The organism is Acinetobacter sp. SFA (assembly GCF_001647535.1).
In the GTDB taxonomy this organism is placed as follows: domain Bacteria; phylum Pseudomonadota; class Gammaproteobacteria; order Pseudomonadales; family Moraxellaceae; genus Acinetobacter; species Acinetobacter pecorum.
This window is the reverse complement of sequence record NZ_LSZI01000016.1, coordinates 69442-92979: the sequence shown is the minus strand read 5'-3', so window position 1 is coordinate 92979 and position 23538 is coordinate 69442. Positions and strand designations below refer to the sequence as shown.

At 43.5% G+C, this 23538-nt stretch carries 22 protein-coding genes and 1 pseudogene; 8 read left to right on the top strand and 15 right to left on the bottom strand.

The window, feature by feature from the left end:
• Positions 1-413: 413 nt before the first annotated feature.
• Positions 414-1523 (bottom strand): HPP family protein, encoded by a 1110-nt coding sequence (locus AY607_RS07225; RefSeq protein ID WP_064094908.1) that lies wholly within the window; start codon positions 1521-1523, stop codon positions 414-416.
• 244 nt (positions 1524-1767) lie between these two features.
• On the bottom strand, positions 1768-2574 hold the full coding sequence (locus tag AY607_RS07220) for a transglutaminase-like domain-containing protein (protein WP_064102209.1): 807 nt from the start codon (positions 2572-2574) through the stop codon (positions 1768-1770).
• Between the two features lie 311 nt (positions 2575-2885).
• Here AY607_RS07220 and glyQ point away from each other — a divergent pair, with 311 nt between their 5' ends.
• On the top strand, positions 2886-3869 hold the full coding sequence (gene glyQ, locus AY607_RS07215) for a glycine--tRNA ligase subunit alpha (RefSeq protein ID WP_064102208.1): 984 nt from the start codon (positions 2886-2888) through the stop codon (positions 3867-3869).
• Positions 3869-5938 (top strand): glycine--tRNA ligase subunit beta, encoded by a 2070-nt coding sequence (gene glyS, locus AY607_RS07210; RefSeq protein ID WP_064102207.1) that lies wholly within the window; start codon positions 3869-3871, stop codon positions 5936-5938. Before glyQ ends, glyS begins: the two co-directional genes overlap by 1 nt.
• A gap of 37 nt (positions 5939-5975) precedes the next feature.
• Here the strand turns inward: glyS and AY607_RS07205 are convergent, their stop codons facing one another.
• Genes AY607_RS07205 through AY607_RS07195 form a run of 3 tightly spaced genes read right to left on the bottom strand, consistent with a single transcriptional unit; the run spans position 5976 to position 9154 of the window.
• A complete protein-coding gene (locus AY607_RS07205) occupies positions 5976-6635 on the bottom strand; it encodes a retron system putative HNH endonuclease (RefSeq protein ID WP_064102206.1) in 660 nt (219 codons plus the stop codon).
• A 1-nt stretch (position 6636) separates the two neighbouring features.
• Positions 6637-8214: an AAA family ATPase gene (locus tag AY607_RS07200; protein WP_064102205.1), complete on the bottom strand. Its 1578-nt coding sequence runs from the start codon at positions 8212-8214 to the stop codon at positions 6637-6639.
• 1 nt (position 8215) lies between these two features.
• Positions 8216-9154 carry a retron St85 family RNA-directed DNA polymerase gene (locus AY607_RS07195; RefSeq protein WP_064102204.1) on the bottom strand — a complete coding sequence of 313 codons (939 nt, stop codon included), beginning with the start codon at positions 9152-9154 and terminating at the stop codon, positions 8216-8218.
• Positions 9155-9505: 351 nt separating this feature from the next.
• Here AY607_RS07195 and AY607_RS07190 point away from each other — a divergent pair, with 351 nt between their 5' ends.
• Together AY607_RS07190 and AY607_RS07185 are read left to right on the top strand one after the other, a co-directional pair.
• Positions 9506-9895: a hypothetical protein gene (locus tag AY607_RS07190; protein WP_064102203.1), complete on the top strand. Its 390-nt coding sequence runs from the start codon at positions 9506-9508 to the stop codon at positions 9893-9895.
• Positions 9896-10134: 239 nt separating this feature from the next.
• A complete protein-coding gene (locus AY607_RS07185; RefSeq protein ID WP_064102202.1) occupies positions 10135-10620 on the top strand; it encodes a hypothetical protein in 486 nt (161 codons plus the stop codon).
• A gap of 67 nt (positions 10621-10687) precedes the next feature.
• Here the strand turns inward: AY607_RS07185 and AY607_RS07180 are convergent, their stop codons facing one another.
• The 3 genes from AY607_RS07180 to AY607_RS07170 form a co-directional block, all read right to left on the bottom strand.
• Positions 10688-11641: a 2-hydroxyacid dehydrogenase gene (locus AY607_RS07180; RefSeq protein ID WP_064102201.1), complete on the bottom strand. Its 954-nt coding sequence runs from the start codon at positions 11639-11641 to the stop codon at positions 10688-10690.
• 89 nt (positions 11642-11730) lie between these two features.
• Positions 11731-11928: a hypothetical protein gene (locus AY607_RS07175; RefSeq protein ID WP_081406315.1), complete on the bottom strand. Its 198-nt coding sequence runs from the start codon at positions 11926-11928 to the stop codon at positions 11731-11733.
• A 125-nt stretch (positions 11929-12053) separates the two neighbouring features.
• Positions 12054-13325, bottom strand: a complete 1272-nt coding sequence (locus tag AY607_RS07170; protein ID WP_064102200.1) for a hypothetical protein — start codon at positions 13323-13325, stop codon at positions 12054-12056.
• Positions 13326-13438: 113 nt separating this feature from the next.
• On the opposite strand from AY607_RS07170, the gene AY607_RS07165 reads away from it, so the two are divergent.
• Positions 13439-14215: a class I SAM-dependent methyltransferase gene (locus tag AY607_RS07165; protein WP_064094919.1), complete on the top strand. Its 777-nt coding sequence runs from the start codon at positions 13439-13441 to the stop codon at positions 14213-14215.
• Positions 14216-14230: 15 nt separating this feature from the next.
• On the top strand, positions 14231-14818 hold the full coding sequence (locus AY607_RS07160) for a hypothetical protein (RefSeq protein WP_064094920.1): 588 nt from the start codon (positions 14231-14233) through the stop codon (positions 14816-14818).
• A gap of 151 nt (positions 14819-14969) precedes the next feature.
• Here AY607_RS07160 and AY607_RS07155 read toward each other — a convergent pair whose 3' ends face one another.
• Positions 14970-16169 (bottom strand): TIGR03862 family flavoprotein, encoded by a 1200-nt coding sequence (locus tag AY607_RS07155; protein ID WP_064102199.1) that lies wholly within the window; start codon positions 16167-16169, stop codon positions 14970-14972.
• Positions 16170-16173: 4 nt separating this feature from the next.
• Positions 16174-16818: an SAM-dependent methyltransferase gene (locus AY607_RS07150; protein WP_171254905.1), complete on the bottom strand. Its 645-nt coding sequence runs from the start codon at positions 16816-16818 to the stop codon at positions 16174-16176.
• An 85-nt stretch (positions 16819-16903) separates the two neighbouring features.
• On the opposite strand from AY607_RS07150, the gene AY607_RS07145 reads away from it, so the two are divergent.
• Positions 16904-17077, top strand: coding sequence for a DNA gyrase inhibitor YacG (locus tag AY607_RS07145; protein WP_004278554.1), 174 nt, complete (start codon positions 16904-16906; stop codon positions 17075-17077).
• A gap of 631 nt (positions 17078-17708) precedes the next feature.
• Here the strand turns inward: AY607_RS07145 and AY607_RS07140 are convergent.
• From AY607_RS07140 to AY607_RS07120, 5 genes are all read right to left on the bottom strand, one after another.
• On the bottom strand, positions 17709-18353 hold the full coding sequence (locus AY607_RS07140; RefSeq protein ID WP_064102198.1) for an MBL fold metallo-hydrolase: 645 nt from the start codon (positions 18351-18353) through the stop codon (positions 17709-17711).
• A gap of 22 nt (positions 18354-18375) precedes the next feature.
• Complete coding sequence (gene hemH / locus AY607_RS07135) at positions 18376-19389, bottom strand: ferrochelatase (RefSeq protein WP_064094924.1); 1014 nt, start codon at positions 19387-19389, stop codon at positions 18376-18378.
• 65 nt (positions 19390-19454) lie between these two features.
• Positions 19455-20483, bottom strand: a complete 1029-nt coding sequence (locus AY607_RS07130) for a DUF4062 domain-containing protein (RefSeq protein ID WP_064102197.1) — start codon at positions 20481-20483, stop codon at positions 19455-19457.
• A 115-nt stretch (positions 20484-20598) separates the two neighbouring features.
• A complete protein-coding gene (gene murI / locus AY607_RS07125; protein ID WP_064094926.1) occupies positions 20599-21471 on the bottom strand; it encodes a glutamate racemase in 873 nt (290 codons plus the stop codon).
• A 49-nt stretch (positions 21472-21520) separates the two neighbouring features.
• Positions 21521-22132, bottom strand: coding sequence for a DUF1285 domain-containing protein (locus AY607_RS07120; RefSeq protein ID WP_064102196.1), 612 nt, complete (start codon positions 22130-22132; stop codon positions 21521-21523).
• Between the two features lie 186 nt (positions 22133-22318).
• Here AY607_RS07120 and AY607_RS07115 point away from each other — a divergent pair.
• Positions 22319-23538 (top strand): annotated as a pseudogene (locus tag AY607_RS07115) (FAD-binding protein); the annotation flags it as partial.

Here is a 23538-nt window from a genome sequence, read left to right as displayed (position 1 = left end):
ATGACACCCAATCTCGTGCTTGCACCTTTGATCATGAGCCTCATTTTATTTTCTTATGCGCTATTTCATGAGGTCAGTTATGGGGGTTTTCTCCATTTTCAAGAGTCTATTTTCGGCACTTTTCCTCAGTTTTTTCATCTACCTGACATATTGGACGATGGTCTTTATCTATGAGTGACTCACCTGCTGCTACGCCGTTATCAGCTGTTTAATATCCTCACGATTTTAATGAGCAGCATTGGAAACCCTGATTCTGGCCTACATCTCGCATCCTCCAAGCGAAGCTTTTAGTACCCATTTTTTGTTTTTACTGAATTTCTCTCTACCAATGATACTGTTTTACAGTTTACTCAGCTGGCAAGTCGACCAGACCTGATCAGGTATGGTCGCTTATATTCCATTTCAATCTGGTTTTAAGCTTTCATTTTAAAATGATTCAGCTCCTGGTTGAGGGCAGCAATCATGTCTGCCCGGCTGATAATTCCCACCAATTGCTGCTTGCTTACCACCGGAATATAGTTGAAGGAACGCTCGACAAAGTATGGCACTAGATCCTGAATGGGCTGTAAGGGCTGTACCGTGATCACTTTGCGGGTCATGATATGTTTAACCTGATGCTCCCAGCTACTGCGTACATCGACAGCACGCTTGAACCATTCCACCACCTGATACATTGCCAGCGTACCGACCAGTTGTTCATCTGCATTAACGACGGGCAGGCTCATCAGGTTCATCTGCTTGAACTTGTCCAGTGCATGCTGGATATCATCATTTTCATGCAGGGTTGCCACATCCTTCGTCATAATATCCTGGCAGCTAAATTCATGCACCGCACGCGCATTGGCACGGTTTTGTGCCTCCAGAATGATTTTTTGCAGGTCATATTCACTGATGTCCAGCAGCTCGGTATGCTGGTCCAGCACTTCCTGAATATCCTGCGGTTGAATCGTCACTTTCTGGGTCGGCGTCGGGTCCTTGGAACGGCTATTTAACTGGGCCTGCTGCGGATAGTTCTTGCCAATCATCCGGTTAAAGACAATGGCAATCCCCATGAGCAAAATTGAATTAAGTAGCACCGGATAAAATACAAAGGCATAACCCAGTTCATGCACCGGATGACCACCCAGCACTGCGGTAATGGCCACGGCGCCACTCGGTGGATGCAGGGAATCCGTGGTCATCATCAGGACAATTGCGGCAGCGACAGCCAGACTAAAGGCTTCGGTCGGATTGGCAATGAGCAAGGCACAGCTCACCCCAATGACGGCAGCAATGGTATTGCCGACCAGAATGTTCCAGGGCTGTGCCAGAGGACTGGCCGGTACCGCAAACAGCAATACCGAAGAGGCACCCATCGGGGCAATGTACCAAGCTTCAAAATCCCCCAGAATCCATAAACTCAGCAGGGAGGAAACCACCAGACCTAGCAATGCCCCTATTCCGCAGAGCAGGCGGTCTTTGAGCGGAAGGACTTTGAAATTTGGTTTTAGGGTATTGAGCCAGTCGAGATGGGAATGAAACACAGTGCGCCTGATCTTATGGTTTGCAGATTTTGCGCATTATAGAACCAAGCCAGATGAAAGGCATCGCTGTTTTACATCTTTTCACCATTCGCGAATACATGTTTTTTAAAAAAATATTTCACTCAGGTTAAAACATTCATTCGGCTTTTTATAGAATGATCACTTCATCACCGGTAGTCATTTGCATGGAAAAATCCTTGCTAACCTTCTGCTTAAATAGCTGTTCAAATCTTTTTAAAGCAGCTTAATGGCTGATTTCAGGTTGAATCAGTGGCTGGATTTTTAGCAGCTCGACCTGACCATAATAGGTTGAAAATGCGACATCACCGGCATCGACGCCAGTGCCAATCCGAATGAGATTTTCGACCGGAGCCAGACGGGTCGGATCAAACTGCACCCACCCTCCGTCCAAATACGCTTCAAAAATGGCATGAAAATCGGGTAAAAACTTTTCAATTTCTACATAGCCAACCACCATACGTGCCGGAATTCCCAAGGCACGGCACAACGCAATGCCTAAATGGGCGAAGTCACGGCATACGCCTGCACGATGTACCAGGACATCTGTAGCAGTGGTAAACTGGTCAGAACTGCCAGAAGCATAAAAAATATTGTTATAGATCCACTGCTCAATCGCTTTGACCCGCGTATAGCCGGGTGTCATCCAGCCAAATGAACGTTTTGCCATTTCCAGCAATAAATCCGAATTGCAATAACGGCTGGCCAGCAAATAAGGCAATACTTCATCAGGTAGATCAGGAATCGACACTTCTTTCAGACCTTGCTGCCGTTCAAAAGAAATGCCCGATTGACGAGCCACGTTCGCAATATAATTCACCTCAAAAACCTCACAGGGTTCGACCTGCAAACGAATATGACGGTTTTGATGCTGTGCATCCTGAAATTCATGCCAGACCACCGGCAGATTAAAGTGCAGTTGCTCTTCAAGAATCTTTTGATCAGGATGATGTGCTGCCTGAAGCATAAAAATAAATTCTGTCGGTTGTACGACCTTGTATTTTAAATGGCATTGAATTTGGTAAGTGGTCATGAAGTCCCTTATTTTTAAACATTATTATATTGCGTGAATATTAAACTAATTTTAGAACAACAATCGTATAAGCTCCGTTGAACTTTATAACTCTCGAGTTTACAGCAGGTCATCCATCTGATTTATTCCTGGTTTTCAGTTCGGCCGGCATTTATTGGCAAAGTTAAAATCGCAGTACGCCTTTCAGCAAGTCCTATCATTCCCGTCTCTTTTATTTTTTCAAAAAAGGATAGACACATTAACCCTTTGCCACTCCCCTGCAAAGTCCTTATAATTGAGCACAATTTTTCTCTAATTTTAAGTGGATGACCATGAGTCGCGCCATATCGCATATTGATACCTTCCAAGGCTTAATTCTTGCCTTACAAAACTACTGGGCGGAGCAAGGCTGCGTCGTTTTACAACCTTACGACATGGAAATGGGTGCAGGGACATTCCACACCGCAACTTTCTTACGTGCCTTAGGTCCTGAAACCTGGAATGCCGCTTATGTTCAGCCGTCACGTCGCCCAAAAGACGGTCGTTATGGTGAAAACCCGAATCGTCTACAACATTACTACCAGTTCCAGGTGGTGCTTAAGCCAAACCCGGACAACATCCAGCAGCTTTATCTTGATTCATTAAAAGCGATTGGTATTGACCCGCTGGTACATGATATCCGTTTCGTAGAAGACAACTGGGAATCTCCGACACTGGGTGCCTGGGGCTTAGGCTGGGAAGTTTGGCTGAACGGTATGGAAGTGACTCAGTTCACGTATTTCCAGCAAGTCGGTGGTGTTGAGTGCTACCCGGTTACAGGCGAAATTACCTACGGTCTTGAACGTCTTGCCATGTACCTGCAAGGTGTAGACTCGGTTTATGATCTGGTTTGGACCAAAGGCCAGTTCGGTACTGTAACTTACGGTGATGTGTTCCATCAAAATGAAGTAGAACAATCGACTTATAACTTCGAATATGCGCCTGTCGACAAGATGTTCGAATTGTTCGATTTCTACGAAGCTGAAGCAACGCGTTTAATCGAAGCGGAACTGCCATTACCAGCTTATGAGCAAGTGATTAAAGCGTCACATTGCTTTAACTTACTGGATGCGCGTGGCGCGATCTCTGTGACTGAACGTCAGCGTTATATTTTACGTGTACGTACATTGGCCCGTTCAATTGCACAAAGCTACGTGGCTGCACGTGCGAAACTCGGTTTCCCGATGGCAGAACCTGCATTACGTGATGAAGTGTTGGCACAATTGAAAGCGCAAGTTGAAGCGGAAGCAAAAGTTGAATCTAAGGAGAGCAAATAATGTCTAAACATACCGTTTTGTTCGAATTGGGTTGTGAAGAACTTCCACCAAAAAGCCTGAAAAAATTACGTGATGCTTTAAAAGCTGAAACTGAAAAAGGCTTAAAAGATGCTGGTCTGGCTTTTGATGCAATCGAAGCCTATGCAGCACCACGTCGTTTGGCACTTAAAATCGTCAATGTGGACGGCGCACAGGCAGACACACAAAAACGTTTTGACGGCCCTGCCAAACAGGCAGCGTTTGATGTTGAAGGCAAACCAACCAAAGCTTTGGAAGGTTTTATGCGTGGGCAAGGCATTACTGTAGATCAGGTTTCTACTTTCCAGGCCGGTAAAGTTGAAAAAGTGTGCTACTTAAAAGACGTAAAAGGTCAAAGCCTTGACGTTTTACTGCCACAAATTTTACAAGCAGCTTTAGACAACCTGCCAATTGCAAAACGTATGCGTTCTGCGGCAAGCCGTACCGAATTCGTACGTCCTGTGAAATGGGTGGTGTTGTTAAAAGATAACGATGTGATTGATGCAACCATTCAGGATCACAAAGCAGGTAATGTGACTTATGGTCACCGTTTCCATGCACCTGAAGCGATCACTTTAACGCATGCTGATGAATACTTAAGCAAGCTTAAAGCAGCGCACGTTGTGGCTTCTTTTGAAGAACGTCAAGCGATCATTGACCAGCAAGTCAAAGCACTTGCTGATGAAGTGAATGCAATTGCGATTGTGCCTGCTGATCTTCGTGACGAAGTGACGGCACTGGTTGAATGGCCTGTTGCACTTCGTGCAAGCTTCGAAGAACGCTTCCTTGCAGTTCCTCAAGAAGCCTTGATTACCACCATGCAGGACAACCAGAAGTACTTCTGTTTGGTAAATACTGAGAACAAACTGCAACCGTACTTCATTACTGTATCGAACATCGAGTCGAAAGACCCGACACAAATCATTGAAGGTAATGAGAAAGTGGTTCGTCCACGTTTGTCTGATGCTGAATTCTTCTTCTTGCAAGATCAAAAGCAACCGCTTGCATCGCGTAAAGAGAAACTGGCAAACATGGTATTCCAGGCAGAACTCGGTACGCTTTGGGACAAATCGACACGTATTGCGAAATTGGCTGTTGCACTTGCGCCAATTACAGGTGCAAATCCTCAAGATGCTGAAAAAGCTGCCCTTCTTGCAAAATGCGATTTAACTTCTGAGCTTGTGGGTGAATTCCCAGAACTTCAAGGGATCGCGGGCACTTACTATGCGCGTCTTGAAGGTGAAAATGATGAAGTGGCTGAATCTCTAGGTGAGCAATACCTGCCTAAATTCGCGGGTGACGTTTTACCGAAAACCAAAACAGGTACAACTATTGCTCTTGCCGACCGCTTAGACACATTGACTGGTATTTTCGGTATTGGTCAAGCGCCAACAGGTTCTAAAGACCCGTTTGCACTACGTCGTTCTGCGATTGGTATTTTGCGTCTTGTGACTGAAAACGAACTTGATGTGTCAATCGAAGATCTGATCAAGCTGGCTTTGGCTGCTTATGGCGATGTATTGAAAGATCACGACAAGACTTTGGCAGATGCGGTTGCATTCCTTGAAGGTCGTTACCGTGCGAAATACGAAGACCAAGGCGTTGCGGTTGATGTGATTCAAGCTGTTCAAGCGCTTTCACCAAAATCTCCGCTTGATTTTGACAAGCGTGTAAATGCAGTCAACCACTTCCGTGCCTTGCCTGAAGCGGCTGCGCTTGCTGCTGCCAACAAGCGTGTTGCGAATATTCTTGCAAAAGAAGCAACACCTGAAGGTGCTGTGGTTGAAGCGAATCTGGTTGAAGATGCTGAGAAAGCATTGTTCGCTGAACTTGCGAAAATCACGCCTGTGGTTGAGCCGTTATTTGCTGCTAAAGACTACACTGCTGCGTTGTCTGCACTTGCTGCTCTTCGTGCGCCAGTGGATGCATTCTTTGACGGCGTAATGGTGATGGCTGATGATGCTGACCTGAAAGCAAACCGTTTACGTATGCTTGCTCAGCTTCGTGACTTGTTTACGAAAGTTGCTGATATTTCGGTGTTACAGCACTAAGTTGTGACCAATAAAAAAACCCGCTTTAGAGCGGGTTTTATCCAATTGTATTCTGCCTAACAGAAACAGAATATTCATTATCAGTAATATTCTGCTCAAATTGAATAAATTCTTGATTAAATAAATCTATCTCATCCTGATTTTGAAAATCAATACACTCTCTCAATTCCTCTAATTTCAAAAATAGCATTTGAGATGCACCGATTTTTTGGTAACGTAAATTTACTAAGCGAGGACAATCTAGGTTAAGTACTCTTATTGTTTCAATAGCCTTAATCAAGGATGCATCTTCAAGATTATCTTTAGGAATGACATGACCATCTGGTAAAAAATCAAGATAATCCGATGCATTTTCAGTATCAGCTCTAATTAGATTATTGAAATCATAATCAGTGATTTTATGATCTTTATATCTACCACAATGTTCTACGTTATCACAAGATCCGTAAATATTATCCCATTCATAGATGCTTCTATTTCGGATATCCTTTAAAATATGCTGTGGAATTAAATGTTCAATATGACAAGCCAAGTCTACAAATTTACTTTCACAATATGCGCAAAAATCATTCTGCATTACATTTAACTTACTCCAAATATCAGCTTTATCTTCAGGAGTAATACACCAAATATTTGGACTACTTTTTCTTAAGCGTCTAAAGCAATTTGGTTCAGGAGATCTTTCTAATTTTTTCAACTTAATCACCTTTTCTAAACTTACTTCTTAGCTCACTAATTTTTATTTGAGTTTTAATATCATCAATAATTGGATGATCCACACCAAAGTGGTTGATTAACTCAGAATAAATTTCCTCACCATTTTCAGTTTTGTAACTATTATTTTTAATTAAACTTAAATATTCTTTTATTTTTTTAGTTTCATAAATTTCTGGTTCAGAATAAGTTCCCATAATACGCTCAAGGATATCAGAGCTCGTAACACCTTTAGTTTGGAAAATTGGGTGTTCAATTTTTTGGTTTGTACTAATAATATAAATAGAACTCTTATCTACTGTTGATAAAACATGTGGGCTATGTGTTGTAATGACAAATTGAATGTTCTTAAATTTTTTTTGTAAAAGCAAAATAATCTTTTGTTGCCATTTAGGATGCAAATGCAACTCTATTTCATCAATTAAAATGATTCCTGTACCATCAAAAGGTGAATCCATATTAGGATTAAGTAAGATTAATCGTCTCGCAATATCCCCAATTAAACCAAATAATACTCTTTGACCATCAGAGAATTGATGAAAATAAATGATTTCATTACCTAAATTGATAGCAATCTTGTCTTCACCATCATCATCATTAATAAGCTCGATGTTTAACAATTTTGGATAAATGCTTCTAAATAAATCTTCTAAATCCTCAACGATTTTTTTTGATTTGGATTTAACTGCATCATTAGGAAATGAATTCAACGAAGATAAAAGATCTTTATACAATCCATTTAAGGGACTATCTTCCTTGTTTGCACCAGCGTTCAATAGAATATCTATTTGCGAAGAAATCCTATCTCGCTCTACTAAATCGAAGTTTTTATTTGATATTTTTAATATTTTGATTAGCCATTCAATAAAAATTTCAAAACTGACTCTTGAGTTAGATGATTTTTCATAACCATCTAACTGAAAAAATAAATTTTCTTGATTAGACAATTTTTTAAAATCATTACGTTTAAAACGCTCTATATCGTAGAACACTAACAATGGTAAATTCATATTCTGAAAAGCTAGTAGTTCACGAATATTTTTTCCAAATTTACGATATTCTGTTACCTCCGTTTTTAGATCAGTCGTAGTTCCTTTAGGTTCACGTATTAATTGTCCATCAATCCTATTTTCTGCACCAATCTTAAAACTGCATTTTAAACAAGCTGAATCACCTTTATCCTTAGCTAAGTTATTGATTTCTGAATCTACAATTCGCTCACCATTGGTATTTTCTTTTAAGATAAAGGCAGAGAACCATGATAAATTTTTCTGTATTGCTCTTAATAAGCTTGTTTTCCCCGTACCATTCTTACCTATAAAAACCGTCAGATTTTTATGTAAATCTAACTTCAACTCATGTATTTTTTTAAAATTTGATATATGTATTTCATTTATATAAAAGTTCTTTTCAAGAATTTTAATAACGTTTTCAAAAGCTATCTGTGCCTGCTCTTCACTTTTTTCAAAGTTTTGAGCACCATCTCGATAATTTAAAAAAACTTGAACTGCAGCTTCCAAATTTCCATTCTGTGCATTACTTAATAAATGACGTGTACTCATATCAATTTCCAATTCGAATTTTTTCAATTACGTTCTGAGTATATTTTTTCTCGAGGGATATTAAAAATTTAGGTTCAACATATTTTATAAACCCAAGATAACCTCTTAAGTAGTTTAAATCATCAAGAGATATTCTCTCTTCAACAAACTTGTGAACTAAATGCTTAATATAACGCTTTTTAGCTCTCCCTATAGAAATCTCATCACTGTTCGTAATAGTAATTCCTGTTACATGACGATTATACTTTTTAGATGAAAAGGCTGTTTTAAAATGATTAATTTTTATTTTTTGACCATAAAATTTGACTAATGTCTCACGAACAACATCTGGTATGAGAAATAAAACATCCTTTTCTTTCGTAGAAAAAGTCAGGTCATCTGCATAACGTGTATAAGTAATTCCGTTATTCTCACAATACTCATCTAAAACCTTATCAAATGAATACATTAAAAAATTCGATATGAAAGGTGAACTTGGAGCACCAATACTCAAAATAAGTTTTTTTGAATATTTACTCCTCTTCCAAAACAAAATTTTTTCTAAAAACTCTTTATCTAGCCAATCAAGTTGAACTCCTTCACGCTCAAATGCCTCCCAAAGTAACTTAGGTATAATTGAGTTAAAAAAGTCCATCAAATCCATTTTCAAGAAAAAAGAATTTCTGGAATGGATTTGCGCATTTTGTTTTATATTTCTTCCATCAGTGTATGCCATACAACAGTTATGAATTGGCAAATATTCTTTAAGAATAGACACCACAAAACTTTGATATTTTTTTAATTCTGGAGTCGGTTGGGCTATAGTTCTTGTACCTGAAGTTCTTTTTGGTATTTCATAAACCTTGTACTTTTTGGGAGCATCAACCAGGTAAACAAACAGCTCTTGAGGAGTTTTTGAGTAATGTGTGGTTAAGTGACCCGCAATATCCATTCGTGACATAACTTACCCTAATTAAGAAGCTCAGGGAGATTAGTCCCTGAGCTAAGTACTCTTTACTTCAGAGCAAAAGTTTCAATTGTTTGCGAATGAGCGCATAGCAAATGAGCGAACAATTTAAACTTTTGTTCTCCAAATGTGGTCAATAAATTAGAGTCTGGCTAAACACCCGACTAGACTGTTAAGTCCTAAAGCTAAAGAGCATCTCTATCTTAATCTACCACTTAATTTCCTACAAATCTTTTTATTAATTCTTTACTTTCAAGTGAATCCTATTCTTATACAGGTTGCTATAGGCATTTCACTTTATATTTCCTATACTCAACCTAACAACACTCAACAAGAAAGAATCATATGAAATTTAAAGCTCTTATTTTGACGGGTCTTGCGAGTATCGCAGTTACAGCTTGTACATCTGCACCCAAAATCCCACAGCTTCAGGTTGGCGTCTTACAGGAAGTCCAAAACCTTGAAGTTGTTCCAGCCACGACCAATAACAAGGCAAAACTGACCAAATTCCTGGACAAATGCGTGATTGAATTTACCGGCGATATCGGCAATAACCGTGTCATTGAACAATGGTCATTTAAAGGTATGACCCTGATGGATGCCGGCTCAGCCACTTTCCAGCGCGACGGTACTAGCACTGCACAAAAATTTGACCTGCACGATGCAGGCGTACAAAAGAACTTTGTCAGCTTACGCGAACATTTCGCCAAAGATGCCCTGACACAATGTGACTAAAAAGACCGCCCTATTTTTAATATAACTTTCATATAAAAATAGGGCGATTTATTCTGTTAAAAACGACCCCAGCCTTCTCCAGATCCTTTCCGAATTTTCTTTAAAATTACAATATTCTGGCACAGCCCCAACTGAAAGCCCTGCACTCTTCACAGGATATTCATTGTTTTTGACCCATTATCCGTTACACTGAAAAACAAACTCAGACCGCACTCAGACGAATACGAGGTCGATGCATAATGAATATCAAAACCCCAATTATCTTAGCGACTGCTTTAATGCTTTCAGCTCCGGCATTTGCACAAACCACAACTCAGCCTGCTAAACCGGTTAAACCCTATGGTGAAAATCCGAACCTGCTGCATGTATTTGCCTATAAAGCACAGGAAGGCGTAGTGAATACTGCCGAGAAAGTCGGTGAAGCAACGGAAAAAGGCATTGCTAAAATCAAGCCGGGTGTAGATCGCGCCTGGAACAATACCAAGACCACTGCATCAGATACGATTCAGAAAGTAGATCAGGGCGCAACTCAGGCAGCCCAGCAAACTGGTCAGAAAATCCAGCAGACCAAAGAAGTCTGGCGTGGCAATTCACAGCAAGCAGCACCAATTGTGCAGCAACCTTTAAGTGAGTCCTCTGCTGCCCCACAGCAAACAACCACCCCACAAATGCAGCCTCAATCTGGTTCAGGTTCAGCCACCAGTTATGCGGTAACCGATTTATAAAAAAAGCCCATCACGGGCTTTTTTATTTTCTAAAAATAAAACTATTACCTTGTATCGACGCGATCTATCAATTGACCTGTCGAATCGGCTGACCCTGTTTAAATGCTGCTACATTTTCGACCATTTGATCCACAATCCTTTGTCGTGCATCAACACTGCCCCAGGCATTATGTGGCGTCACAATCAGGTTGGGAATCGTTGAATCAAGTAACACATTGCCCTGTTTCGGTGGCTCTACCGTGAGTACATCCGTCGCTGCACCGGCAATCTTGCCTGCTCGCAATGCCTCAGCCAAAGCAGCTTCATCGACAATACCCCCACGCGCACAGTTAATTAAAAATGCGCTGCTTTTCATCGCCTCCAGTTCAGCATGACTGATTAAATGTCGGGTATCGTCGGTAAGTGGACAATGCAGACTGAGAAAATCAACTTGAGCAAGCAGTTCGGCAAATGGCACACGGGAGGCATCAGCGGTACGGTTTGGCAGCGCGGCAATGAGAACTTTCATACCAAAAGCTTCGGCCAGTTTTGCCACTGCATGGCCCAGTTCTCCATAACCGACGATACCTAATGTTTTTCCGGCCAGCTCGACAATGGGCGCATCCAGCAAGCAGAACTGGCTGGCTTTTTGCCAGTCGCCTTGTTGTAACGCACGTTGGTAAGACAGGAATGAAGTTGCCAGATTCAGCATCAGCATGATGGTATGCTGCGCGACTGCCGAAGTGCCATAGGCCTGACAGTTACACACCACGATCCCGCGTGCTTTGGCCGCCGCAAGGTCGACATTATTGGTACCGGTTGCAGAGATTAAAATGAGTTTAAGCTCAGGGCATTGTTGAATGGTAGCTGCATCGATTACGACTTTATTGGTTATGATGACGTCCACATCGGCTACACGAAACTGCACCTCTTCGGCCGAGGTGGCAGGATACAAGACAAGTTGGTCAAATGCTGCATGCAGTTCCTGAAAGTCCAAATCCTGTTGGTCTAAAGAAGCATAATCTAAATAAACGGCTTTCACGGCTGTTCCCTCAATCCTGTTTGACAATCTATTCCGGTGATTTAAAACGAGTCATTGAGTCTTTTCAACCTGTTTCCAGCCTGGAACAATTAATCCAGCGGTTTATCCATATGGTTGCGTAATGACTTGCGGATTCGATACACCACATACACGGATAGAATAATCATAAAAATGACGGATGCACTGACCATAATCACCGCAGGATGCACACTTTCTGCATATGCCAGATTGGGCAGAACCAAACCGAAGATAAAACATACTTGCATCATCCAAGTTGCTCGCATCATAGAGATCCCCTTCTTCGTTTTAACCATCGGGAACGGTATTATTGATTTATTATTTATACCGCTTATCTCTATATTATGCCAAGCCCACCACATGTCAAGTAATTGTTTTTTATATAAATTTTTAGTTAATTTATCTCACTGTGTGTCACAAAATGCGTATTTTTGTCACTATCGTCTATAAAAACAGCAGCACCATATTCATTGGTACTCAGATTCAGCTGCTTATAGCTAAACATATAAAAATCGCTATAGCGCTTCATTAAAATCGGGTGCATGCCCACACTGAGTTCATCCTGTTCCTTGATCAGTTTCATGATATGCCGGTCATTCATCACCACCAGATAACGTTCATCATTCAGGTTAATACTCAATAAACCGTTACCTTTGGCATAAATCGGAATCAGAAATTTATGGTTTAGTGCAATTGCACCTTCTGCATAACTTTCAATTTTATGACTGATGACATTAAATACCAGACCATGTCCATACTGGTCCAACAGCAACTGGCGATTTTCCTGCGGCAAATTCACATGAATGCCGAGCTTGAGCAGGTCATGCTGATCGACCTGTTTATTACGCAAAAGTTCCCGCAAAATCACCTGTTTCTGTGTGGCATCAAAAAACTGGTTATCCAGTTGCAGATCGTTATTTTTCAGGATCTGCCCCAAGGCCATGCGGTGCCGTGGCAAGACATTTTCGATCACCTTGCGGTAGTAGAACTTGCTGTTTTTCTTGACCCGGCGCATTTTCTGGTAGAAATAAGTGGGCTCATATTCATGTAGCAAAAAGTCATACAGCAACTCGGAACTGGCCAGAACCGCGATGGCATCATGCCCGGTAAAAGGTAAATGCAACACATGATGATGCGGGATCAACGCTGCTAATTTCAGATAATGCGCCCGATCTTCGGCACAGTAAGGATCATAGACAATAATATATTCACAGGCCGGATCAATGTCTTCAGCATCAATCCGCATTCCGGCATTCAGCTCTGGCTGATAGAACATGTTGTAGCGGGCATCGTGTACATCTTCCGGATCAATCGAATATTGTGGCACCATCGCCACCACCCGTTGCACGCCCAAGGCACGGGAATATTTGATCGCGGCATAGCCACCCATAGAGCCGCCATATGCAATACGCTGCTGAAACGGCGCGATCAGTTCAGCAATTGCCTGTAGCATGTTCCACATGGAACCTTGTGGAAACCAGGATTTATGCTTGGGCATAATGCCAATGACATTAAATTCAAATTTTGACAGTGACTTTTCTGCATTGATGTTGAGGCCCTTGGCACGGGTAATCAAATCGCCAAATGAAAAAATCAGTTCTGAAGAAGATCCCGGCATAAAAATCGCGCGTATATGTTCATCTTCAAAAACAATCTGCTTGTCCATAACTTTCCCGTACTGGTAAATCGAACCCTTCCACAACAATTCAGTCAATGAACGCTGTCAAAAAAGTGAATATGCTATTTTATAGGGATCGAAAAGATTAAAAAGCGCAAAATATGACACAATCATTACATCCGGCAGCAAAACGGGGTTTTAGTGCGTCGGCTGAGCTATATCAGCAAGTGCGTCCTGATTATCCGGCAGAAATCAGCCAGTGGCTCAGTGAAACGCTGGCTTTGCCTGCAGATGCACATCTTCTGGATTTAGGCTGTGGCACCGGCAAGTTTATCCCCTATTTACGCCCGCTGAGCACCCATATTAACGCGATTGATCCTGTCCCGGAAATGCTGGCTCAATTAAAACTGGCCCATCCGGACATTCATGCGATTGAAGGAGCGAGCCAGCAGCTTCCCCTGCCCGATCATAGCCTGAATGCAATATTTTGTGCACAGTCATTTCACTGGTTTGCCGACGCTGCGACCTTGCAAGAACTCGCCCGGGTACTCAAACCGCAGGGTTATCTGGTGTTAATCTGGAATCAGCGCGATACTCGGGTCGACTGGGTTCAGGCCTTAGCCGATTGTATAGCCCCCTTGGAAGGCGATACGCCACGCTATCATAGCGGCGCCTGGCGCCATGTCTTTACACAGCAAACACTATTTCAGCCCTATGCAGAAACCACAATGGCTCAGCAACAGCATGGCTGTGTGGAACAGGTAGTATCCAAACGGTTGCTTTCGACCAGCTTTATTGCAGCCCTGCCCGTACAGCAGCAGGCCCAGTTAAAACAACAATTTGAACAGATCATTCAGCAATATACCGCCAAACGCGCAGAAGAAATGATAGATTTTCCGTATATCACCCATATCTATGTGTTCAAGAAAAGTACTTAAAAACAGGAGGCGATCATGCAAAAAATACCAGGAATAACACGAACGCTACTGTTCGCCGCAGCCGTGCTTCTGATGGCATGTGACCAGAAAACGACCGAAACTCCAGCTGAAACTCCAACAGATAACATGGCTTCAGATCAGGTCATGCAGGAACTGAAAACCGAACCTCTCAAAGAATTTCCCAAAACTGCCGATGATCCGCACGATATTGCCGCATTGATGGATTATGAACAGCGTTTTCAGGAAATGAGCAGTGATCTGGAAAAAGAGTTAAACAGCATGCGCGACGATGAAAATATGACAGCAGAATTTGTCCAGCAACGTCAGCGGGATCATGTCCAGTCTGCCCTGAACATGCTAAAAGCCTTAGAGCTGAAAACCGAACAGGGCCGTTATATTCAAGGGCTGATGTACCAATACTGGGAACATCAGGAACAGTTGCTCAATAGTCCGCCGTCTCAGGCAGCGACTGTAAATGAAGCCAGTGAGAACGTCAAAGGACTGGGGAAATACCTGCATGCCCAAGAGCAGCTGGAACACTGGCGTTTGCAATACCCCGACCTTGCCAAGAAAGAACCAGCTTCCCGGCAAGTGAAGGAATAGTCCAGGATGCGAGAATGGCACACAGCTTAGATAAAATACAAAAATAATCTAAGCTGAAATCGCAGCTTTAAAACAGCATGGATCAACAAGGCCAGATCTATTGATGCTGTATTGCAGTATAAATGCCTGTCCATCCTGACCATAAAATAAGTTAATGTGCTGTGAGAAACTGATGTACACCTTCACCTGCCGCGCGACCTGTAGCAAAACAGGCGGTCAGCAGATAGCCGCCTGTTGGTGCATCCCAGTCCAGCATTTCCCCGCAAAGAAAAACATACGGGTTGGATTTAAGTTGCAGCTGTTCTGACAACACTTCACGCCTGACGCCACCGGCACAGCTGATCGCCTCTTCAATCGGACGAAAGCCGGTGAGTGGAATGGTCAAATGCTTCATCTGCTTGGCTAATACAGCAGCATCTTGCCATAATGCCTTGGCTACCAATTCCCGTACTAAAGCCGCCTTGGCACCATCCAATCCGGCTTTACGCCAGACATTAGTTAAAGACTGCTTCTTGCTTGGCTGTAGTTTTTTCGTCAATTGTTCAACATTTTGGTCAGGAAAAATATCCAGGCTAAGCTGCATGTTTCGGCCCTGTTTCAGCTGCTCACGTAAGCTCCGACCCTGCTTATAAATCAGGCCACTTTCCAGACCGTAATGGCTAATTACGATATCACCAACGGCCTTTTCACCTTGCCCGACCCATGCTGCAACACGTTTCAGCGGTTGACCAAAGACTGGCTGCATAAACCGAGACCAAGGATATTCCACTCCGGCATTACTGGCCTGGAAAGGTTCAATTTCATCCGGCTTTAACCAAGCTTGCCATGCACCATCACTCCCCAACGCTGACCAGGACACTGCACCACAAGCCAGAATAATGGCATCAAAATCTTCAGTGCGGCGTTCATTATTTTTCAGATCATGTAGCTCCAGCTGTTGCTGCTGCAACTGGCTGACTTTATGCCGGTAATGAAACTGAACGCCATCACGGGCCAAACGCTTGAGCCAGGCACGCAGCAAGGGTGCGGCTTTCATTTCAGTCGGGAATACCCGGCCAGACGAACCGATATAAGGTTCTATACCGAGCTGTTTCATCCAGTCTTGAATCCAGAACGCATCCCAGCGTTTGATCCAGGGAGACAACCACTCCACCTCATCATAACGCTGTACAAACTGTGGCACAGGCTCGGCATGGGAAATATTCAGGCCGGTCTTGCCTGCCATCAGGAATTTTCGTGCAGCAGACGGTTTTTGCTCATAGACATGCAGCTCATAACCAAACTGACTGAGCACTTCTGCCGCCATTAACCCCGCAGGGCCTGCGCCCACAATAGCAATGCGTTTGCTCATCTGCTTATTCCGCTACGGTGGCATTCTGCCCTTGTAAAGGCTGGAAATCATCAAAGCGCGTTACATAGCTTTCCGGCTTGCTGATGATCAGTTGCTGGCATAATTCGCCACGTTCCAGATATTTGATTTCAAAATGGGTACGCGCCGAATCTGCAGCAATCACTTCTTTGACAAAAGGCAGCTTCCAGAGCTCTCGCACCTGTATTTCTGCTTCTTCGATATAGGCAGGAATATTACTGGCCAAAGTAATCGTTCCCCCGGTTTTCAGGCGGGAAAGCAGAAACTCAAAAAATGGCATATTGACCCAGCGCTGTGCCGGATTATGCGGTTCAGGATTTGGATATAAAATAAAGAATTGTTCTACCTGCTGCGGATACAGTGCATGCACGATCCACGGTAAAGCATCGGCATGAACGGTTTGTAAATTAGTTTGACCCTCAACAGCATGCTGTTTTTGCATCGCCAGAAATTTTTCACGGGTACGTTCAATTGCAATCAGTTGAGTGTCGGGATTGTTCTTGCTGAATAACAAGGCATGTTTACCTTTACCCGCTCCCACTTCAACGCAGACCGGTTCAGGACTGATGCTTTGAAACTCACGGGGCGCATGCATACGCTGTGCTTGAAATTGACGAATCGGCATAATCAGATCAAACTAATAAAAACCGCATAAGTCTAACAAGTGCGGCTATATTTGCCTAATCGAACCTTTATTTTTCTTTGGAGTTATTGTCATGCCCACCACTTTAAACTGTCCGCGCTGTGGCAAGCTGACCACATGGGAAGATAATGAATTCCGTCCTTTTTGCTCAGAACGTTGCAAGATGATTGATCTGGGTGCTTGGGCCAATGAAGAATATAGTTTGCCTACCCAGGATGCACCACAAGCCGATAATAGCGAAGAATAAAATGCTAGATGCTCTTTATATTTAAATCATTCATCCCAAGGTTAATCAGTCCATTGATTAACCTTAAATAAATAGAATATGAGTAGTTTCTGGCCCTTTTAAATCATACTGCATGCTGTTCCCTAGCCTTCAATCAGATTCATTTTTGGAGAAATCTCATCCTTTCCTGTTAATAGACTAGGTCTCCTAGTTTTCACCTTGCCCGATAAAAGTACAAGTGTACCCATTTTACCGCAAGTAAAAAATTTAATTGTTTATCAATAAAAAACAATAACTAATATTTTAAAGCTATACTCTCAAGATAATAATACCTCCTAGATAATTTTTAATAACTGCTATTTAAATAATGAACTATCTGGGCGAACAGAGGTAATAACTATAAATATTAAAAAATTATGTAACGGAGAAAGCGAGAGGGCTTTGGTGCTTAAAAATCCTATTTTTTCTATTTATCGGCTGCAGTCTGGCCAGTTTGAGTTTTGGGATTTATCTTTTCGATCTTCTGATCATTACAATTGGTTTTTTACTGATTCTGGTAGCCATTCTGATTGTGCTGGAATTAAGACAGTTACATAGCGGGCCCTTTCAACGGGACTGATAAAGCTGGCTCATCAATCCCGGGCTCAAAGTTTTAACCCGCTTTACCTGCAACAAAAGGATTATGCTGCTTTTCAAAACCAATGGTACTGATCGGCCCATGTCCTGAAATAAATCGAGTTTCATCCGGCAGGCTAAAACATTCACGCTGAATAGAATCTAATAGCTGCTGATGGTTGCCACGCGGGAAATCAGTCCGGCCAATCGAGCCTTTGAACAATACATCACCTGTCCATAACAAGGCATAATTTTTGTTATAGAACATAACATGACCCGGCGTATGGCCGGGGGCAAAACGCACTTCAAATTCTTCATTGCCGAGTGTGAGAACTTCACCACCTTCCAACCACTGAGTCACTTCGACTTTTTCCGGAATCGGAAAACCATAACGTGCCGAAACTTCCTGAATCATGTCAAGCCAGAATGCATCTTCCTTATGCGGTCCGATTACCGGTACATTCCAGGCCTTTTTTAATGCACCCACCGCCCCGGCATGATCCAGATGGCCATGAGTGAGCCATAAGGCTTTAACCTTTAAACCCAGCGCTTCCACTTCAGCTTTCAGTTTTTCAGGTTCCCCTCCTGCATCAATCAAAATGGCTTCTTTAGTGTCCGCATCCCAAACGATCGAACAGTTTTGCTGAAAGGCAGTAACTGGAACAATTTTGACTTGTAACATGGGGTGAAAAACCTCGGGCAAGTTAATGGGCAAGTGTCTGTGTCAATGCATCCAGATTAGCCTGAAGCAGGCTATTGAGCAATCGCAAATGATCTTCACGGCTATTTAATGCCGGAATGTAACTATAGCTTTCGCCACCCATTGCTTTAAAGGTCTCGGCATTCTCTATTGCCAGCTCTTCAAGCGTTTCCAGACAGTCCGCAGAAAATGCAGGACTCATCACTTGAATTGATTTCACCCCCTGCTTGGCCCAATCTTCAAGTAAAACATCGGTATAGGGCTTGATCCATTCCTGTTTACCAAACCTCGACTGGAAGCTGATCGCATATTGATCTTCATTTAAACCCAGTGCTTCCGCCACCAATTTACCCGTGATGCGGCAACGGTCGGCATAAGGATCACCTTTATCGGCATAGGGCTGTGGAATGCCGTGGAAAGACATTAACAATTTTTCTGGCTGACCATGAATTGCCTGATAGTCCCGTACACTTTGAGCCAGCGACTGGATAAATAAAGGATGTTGATAATAATCCCGGATCACTGTCAAACCGGGTAAATTGCGCTGTTGAACCACCCATTTCGCCACTGCATCGTATAAAGGTGCAGTCGACGTGGCTGAATATTGGGGAAACAGGGGAAATAGAATCACGTGTTCCTGTGGCTGCGCGGAGACTTGTGCCAAGACATCCTGAATGCTGGGATTGCCATAGGTCATGGCGGGTACCACATTCAGTTCAAACTGTGGATACAGCTGGGTGAGATGTGTCTTGACTGCGCTGACCTGCTCAAACAGAATTTCACGCATCGGTGAATCCTGTCCCCATACTTGTGCATAGGCCTGTGAAACCCGCTTTGGACGGAAGGGCAAAATGAATAAACGCAGAATGATTTGCCAAATCGGTTTGGGAATTTCAATCACACGCTGGTCGGATAAAAACTGCTTGAGAAAACGGCGTACCGCAGGAATCGTAGGCTCATCTGGTGTGCCCAAGTTTGCCAATATAATCGTCACTTTCGCTTTAGCAGTAGAATACATTCAGTTCGTCCGTCAGGATATCAACCCCTGTACTTTAACAGCTTTTTATTTATTCTTTATATGGATTAATACGCTGACTTATATTGAAAAGTGCGATCTAAATCCAGCAAGCTGCTGTCCAGCAACTTTTGCGCTTTTGGCGTGATCTGCCACAGCATGCGCTGGCGGTCATCACGACCGGATGGCACAATCCAGTCATTCTGGCGCATTTGAATTTTCAAGCTATGCAAGGCACGGATATTCATCTGGGCACGCGCGACAGCATGTGCTCGCGGCATCTGCACCCGCGCATCCGGCAGGCCGGTTTCATTCAGATATTCATTCATGCGCTTTGAGAAAAACTCTTCAGGCGTGGGATTGACAAAGGTTGAGCCCAGCAATGCCAATAATTGTGCCCAGGTGAGTTTTTTCTGGACTTTAATTTCCTTGAAGTTACCATCCTGATAGGCATGCATCCGGTATTCAAAAGAAAAAACTTCATGCATCGCCACTTTGGGCAAGCTTAAGAATGGATCGAGCTGAGCTGTTCCGCCATCACGTTCCAGTTGCGCGACTTTCGCTTTAAGCTGGTCAATCTCGTCATGCAGGGCTTGGGTATTTTGCGGGCGTACCCAGCCGGTTACCGGATATCGCTCCAGCATCTGTGGCATGTTAAAACGCACTGCCATTTCCAGATCGCGCAGGCTACGGTAAGTAAAAACCTGATCCACTTCCTGCTGTAGCAGTTGACGGAATTCCCTGAATTTTTCTTTTAATTCCGGTTTGGCATCATGCAATGCACTTTCACGTGAAGCCGGATCATCATGCATGAATATAATAATCGGCTTTTGCTTGGTCACTGCATAAATATATTCGAGATGCATATAGCCGACGCCCGAAACTGACTGCTCCCCGTATTGGCTACCCAGTAAAATCACGACATAATCACAGTCATCAATCTGGCGGCGTGCAAATGCAGTATTCAGCGGTGTACGCTGTTCCAGCCCCCACGAGAAAAATCCCATTCCCACCAGTGTTTGAGACAAAATGATACGCTCCGGTTGCATTTCTGCCCCAGAGGTTGAGATGAACACTTGGTATCGTTTATCCAGCATGGGCTATCCTCTTCTCCTGTACATTTGCGTAAACATGCATAAGTACATGTTTCCTTACGCAATATGGCCACCCCAATTAAAAAATATAGTTCTTTTTAAATTATAAAAATGAGCTTTAGACTGCACTCATGTTACTGACCTGCCATTTTATATCGGCTGGAATCAGGTGCTGCAAAATCGGTCGGAGCTGTTCAGCATTCTGCCCACTCACCACCAGTTCAATCGTTACACTTTTGCCAGACTTATGCTCAAATAATAACCCATTTTTAATTAAAATTCGGGCTGTTTGTCTTGCAACTGCGAATCCTGAGTCAATTAATGTCAGCTTTTGACCAAAAATATACTGAATTGACGATTTTAGGAAGGGGTAATGTGTACATCCAAGCACTAAATAGTCAGCGCCTTGATCTATAACAGGTTGTAAAATCTCTTTTAATGTCTGCAAGCAGGCTTCACTCATCTGCTCTCCGGCCTCCACAAAAGGCACCAGCTCCAGACTGGTGACCGGCAGGACTTTGACTTGAGCAGGTTCGGCAAAACGGGTAATCACATCTTTAATCAGCTGGCCGCGGAAGGTTGCAGGTGTAGCCAGTACTGCAACCGTTTTTGACTGGGTATTCAGGACGGCCGGCTTAAGTGCGGGCACCAAACCGATAATCGGAAAGTTTTCACCATAATGCTCGCGTAAATAATCCAGACTAAAAGCGGAAGCGGTATTGCAAGCCACCACTGCAACTTTACAACCCTGACGATACAGCCATTCAATCGCCTGAGCCGTCAGGGTGCGGATCTCCTGATCCTCTCTCGGCCCATAAGGAACATGGGCAGTATCTGCATAATAGACAAAGCGCTCATTGGGTAAATACCGGGCAATTTCTAGGGCGACCGACAAGCCGCCTACGCCTGAGTCAAAAATACCAATCGGGGCATCTGCCGTGGCATTAGGCATCGGGTCCAATAGCTTGGAAATTGGTTGAATAGCGCTCATAACGTTGCAGGGGGCTTGTTGCTAAAATTCTAGCGAACAAGCTTAAACCTCAGGTGCTCAAATGCAAGTCTAAATCGCCACTTTTCAAACTTAAAACGGTTTCACCTGCCGGATTTTCCCCAAGCTCTCCCATCTCGACCAGATGTAAAAATGCCGCACGCTGAATCAGGGCATTAATCCCGAAACGCACATGCACATAAGGCCGCAACTCACCTTTGTATTCACGCATAAAGATCGGATGTTCGGCATCGACAATAATCAGGTCTTGGGTAGTCGTGCCCAGTTGCAGATAGTTCACTCCATTGATCTCAACCCGATCGACCTGATTGACAAATAAAGGTTCATCTTCAACTTCAATTTCAATCATTTCTACCGGTGTTTTTAGATAGAATTTATCGTTTTCTTTCCAGAGCACCGTTGCAAATAGGTCAATCATGGGCTGACGCTTGATCAATTGACCTTCGTGCCACCATTCTCCATTGGCTAAAACCTTGAGATCCATTGTGCCACAATACTTTGGCTGCCATTGCTCCAAAGGGGGTATTGACCTTTTGTGACTGCCCTGTGCATCTTTTAAGTATTGTGCGATATCCATTAAATTTTTATCATCGGAAGAAGTTACTTTTTTCGTCGGATTTGTGCTGGCTACTGGCTTATCCATAAAAGAAGACCTTAATGACGGAAAAATAATATGTTTCAGCCAATTGGCTAAAACTGGGTTTAAAACTATACTAGCCCAGATTATCAAAGACACCAGTACTTTTGTGTCTAGGAACCAAGAACACTTATGGCAGCACCCAATCATATGATTATGGTTGCCACCGAATAGTAATATGAGGAGTCCTACATGGAACACATCGAACGTGAATCGATGGAGTTTGACGTCGTCATCGTAGGCGCAGGCCCTGCGGGTCTTTCTGCTGCGATCAAAATCCGTCAACTTGCAATTGAAAACAACTTAAACGATCTGTCCGTTTGTGTCGTAGAAAAAGGCTCCGAAGTCGGTGCGCATATTCTTTCCGGTGCTGTGCTTGAACCGCGTGCCATGAACGAATTGTTCCCGGACTGGAAAGAACAGGGTGCCCCGCTGAATGTCCCGGTGACTGAAGATAAAACCTTCTTCCTGCTGTCAGATGAAAAATCACAGGAAGCACCGCACTGGATGGTGCCAAAAACCATGCATAATGATGGCAACTATGTCATCTCGCTCGGCAACGTGGTGCGCTGGTTAGGCCAGAAAGCTGAAGAACTGGAAGTGTCAATCTTCCCGGGCTTTGCCGCCTCAGAAATTCTGTACCATGAAGATGGCACGGTAAAAGGCATCCAGACCGGTGACATGGGTATTGGTAAAGATGGCGAACCGACGCATAACTTTACCCCGGGTTATGAACTGCATGCCAAATACACGTTATTTGCAGAAGGTTGCCGTGGTCATTTGGGTAAACGCCTGATCCAGAAATTCAACCTGGACAAGGATGCCGATCCGCAGCATTACGGCATTGGCATTAAAGAGCTTTGGGAAATTGATCCGGCCAAACATAAACCGGGTCTGGTGATGCACGGTGCTGGCTGGCCATTGAATGAAACCGGTTCTTCAGGGGGCTGGTGGTTGTACCATGCTGAAAACAACCAGGTGACCCTGGGCATGATCGTGGATCTTTCTTATGAAAACCCGCATATGTATCCGTTCATGGAAATGCAGCGCTGGAAAACCCATCCACTGATCAAGCAGTATCTGGAAGGCGGCAAGCGTATTTCTTATGGTGCCCGTGCCGTGACCAAAGGTGGTTTTAACTCACTGCCAAAATTCACCTTCCCCGGTGGCTCGTTAATTGGGGATGATGCCGGCTTCCTGAACTTCGCCAAGATCAAGGGCTCTCATACGGCAATGAAATCCGGCATGCTCTGCGGTGAAGCGGTATTTGAAGCGATTGCTGCCGGTGTAGAAAAAGGTGGTGATCTGGCAGTTGCACGTGTTGTAGAAGGCGAAGATTTCTTTGTGAAAGAATTGACCGCGTATACCGACAAGTTCAACCATAGCTGGCTGAAAGAGGAGCTGTACAGCTC

Excerpts from the sequence above, each read along its gene's own strand:
- AY607_RS07190 (WP_064102203.1), top strand. The coding sequence starts at position 9,506 with ATGAAATTTAAAGCTCTTATTTTGACGGGTCTTGCGAGTATCGCAGTT.
- AY607_RS07165 (WP_064094919.1), top strand. The coding sequence starts at position 13,439 with ATGACACAATCATTACATCCGGCAGCAAAACGGGGTTTTAGTGCGTCG.
- AY607_RS07160 (WP_064094920.1), top strand. The coding sequence starts at position 14,231 with ATGCAAAAAATACCAGGAATAACACGAACGCTACTGTTCGCCGCAGCC.
- AY607_RS07155 (WP_064102199.1), bottom strand. The coding sequence starts at position 16,169 with ATGAGCAAACGCATTGCTATTGTGGGCGCAGGCCCTGCGGGGTTAATG.
- AY607_RS07200 (WP_064102205.1), bottom strand. The coding sequence starts at position 8,214 with ATGAGTACACGTCATTTATTAAGTAATGCACAGAATGGAAATTTGGAA.
- glyS (WP_064102207.1), top strand. The coding sequence starts at position 3,869 with ATGTCTAAACATACCGTTTTGTTCGAATTGGGTTGTGAAGAACTTCCA.
- AY607_RS07130 (WP_064102197.1), bottom strand. The coding sequence starts at position 20,483 with ATGCTGGATAAACGATACCAAGTGTTCATCTCAACCTCTGGGGCAGAA.
- AY607_RS07145 (WP_004278554.1), top strand. The coding sequence starts at position 16,904 with ATGCCCACCACTTTAAACTGTCCGCGCTGTGGCAAGCTGACCACATGG.
- AY607_RS07195 (WP_064102204.1), bottom strand. The coding sequence starts at position 9,154 with ATGTCACGAATGGATATTGCGGGTCACTTAACCACACATTACTCAAAA.
- glyQ (WP_064102208.1), top strand. The coding sequence starts at position 2,886 with ATGAGTCGCGCCATATCGCATATTGATACCTTCCAAGGCTTAATTCTT.
- AY607_RS07175 (WP_081406315.1), bottom strand. The coding sequence starts at position 11,928 with ATGATGCGAGCAACTTGGATGATGCAAGTATGTTTTATCTTCGGTTTG.
- AY607_RS07185 (WP_064102202.1), top strand. The coding sequence starts at position 10,135 with ATGAATATCAAAACCCCAATTATCTTAGCGACTGCTTTAATGCTTTCA.
- murI (WP_064094926.1), bottom strand. The coding sequence starts at position 21,471 with ATGAGCGCTATTCAACCAATTTCCAAGCTATTGGACCCGATGCCTAAT.
- AY607_RS07140 (WP_064102198.1), bottom strand. The coding sequence starts at position 18,353 with ATGTTACAAGTCAAAATTGTTCCAGTTACTGCCTTTCAGCAAAACTGT.
- hemH (WP_064094924.1), bottom strand. The coding sequence starts at position 19,389 with ATGTATTCTACTGCTAAAGCGAAAGTGACGATTATATTGGCAAACTTG.
- AY607_RS07170 (WP_064102200.1), bottom strand. The coding sequence starts at position 13,325 with ATGGACAAGCAGATTGTTTTTGAAGATGAACATATACGCGCGATTTTT.
- AY607_RS07220 (WP_064102209.1), bottom strand. The coding sequence starts at position 2,574 with ATGACCACTTACCAAATTCAATGCCATTTAAAATACAAGGTCGTACAA.
- AY607_RS07120 (WP_064102196.1), bottom strand. The coding sequence starts at position 22,132 with ATGGATAAGCCAGTAGCCAGCACAAATCCGACGAAAAAAGTAACTTCT.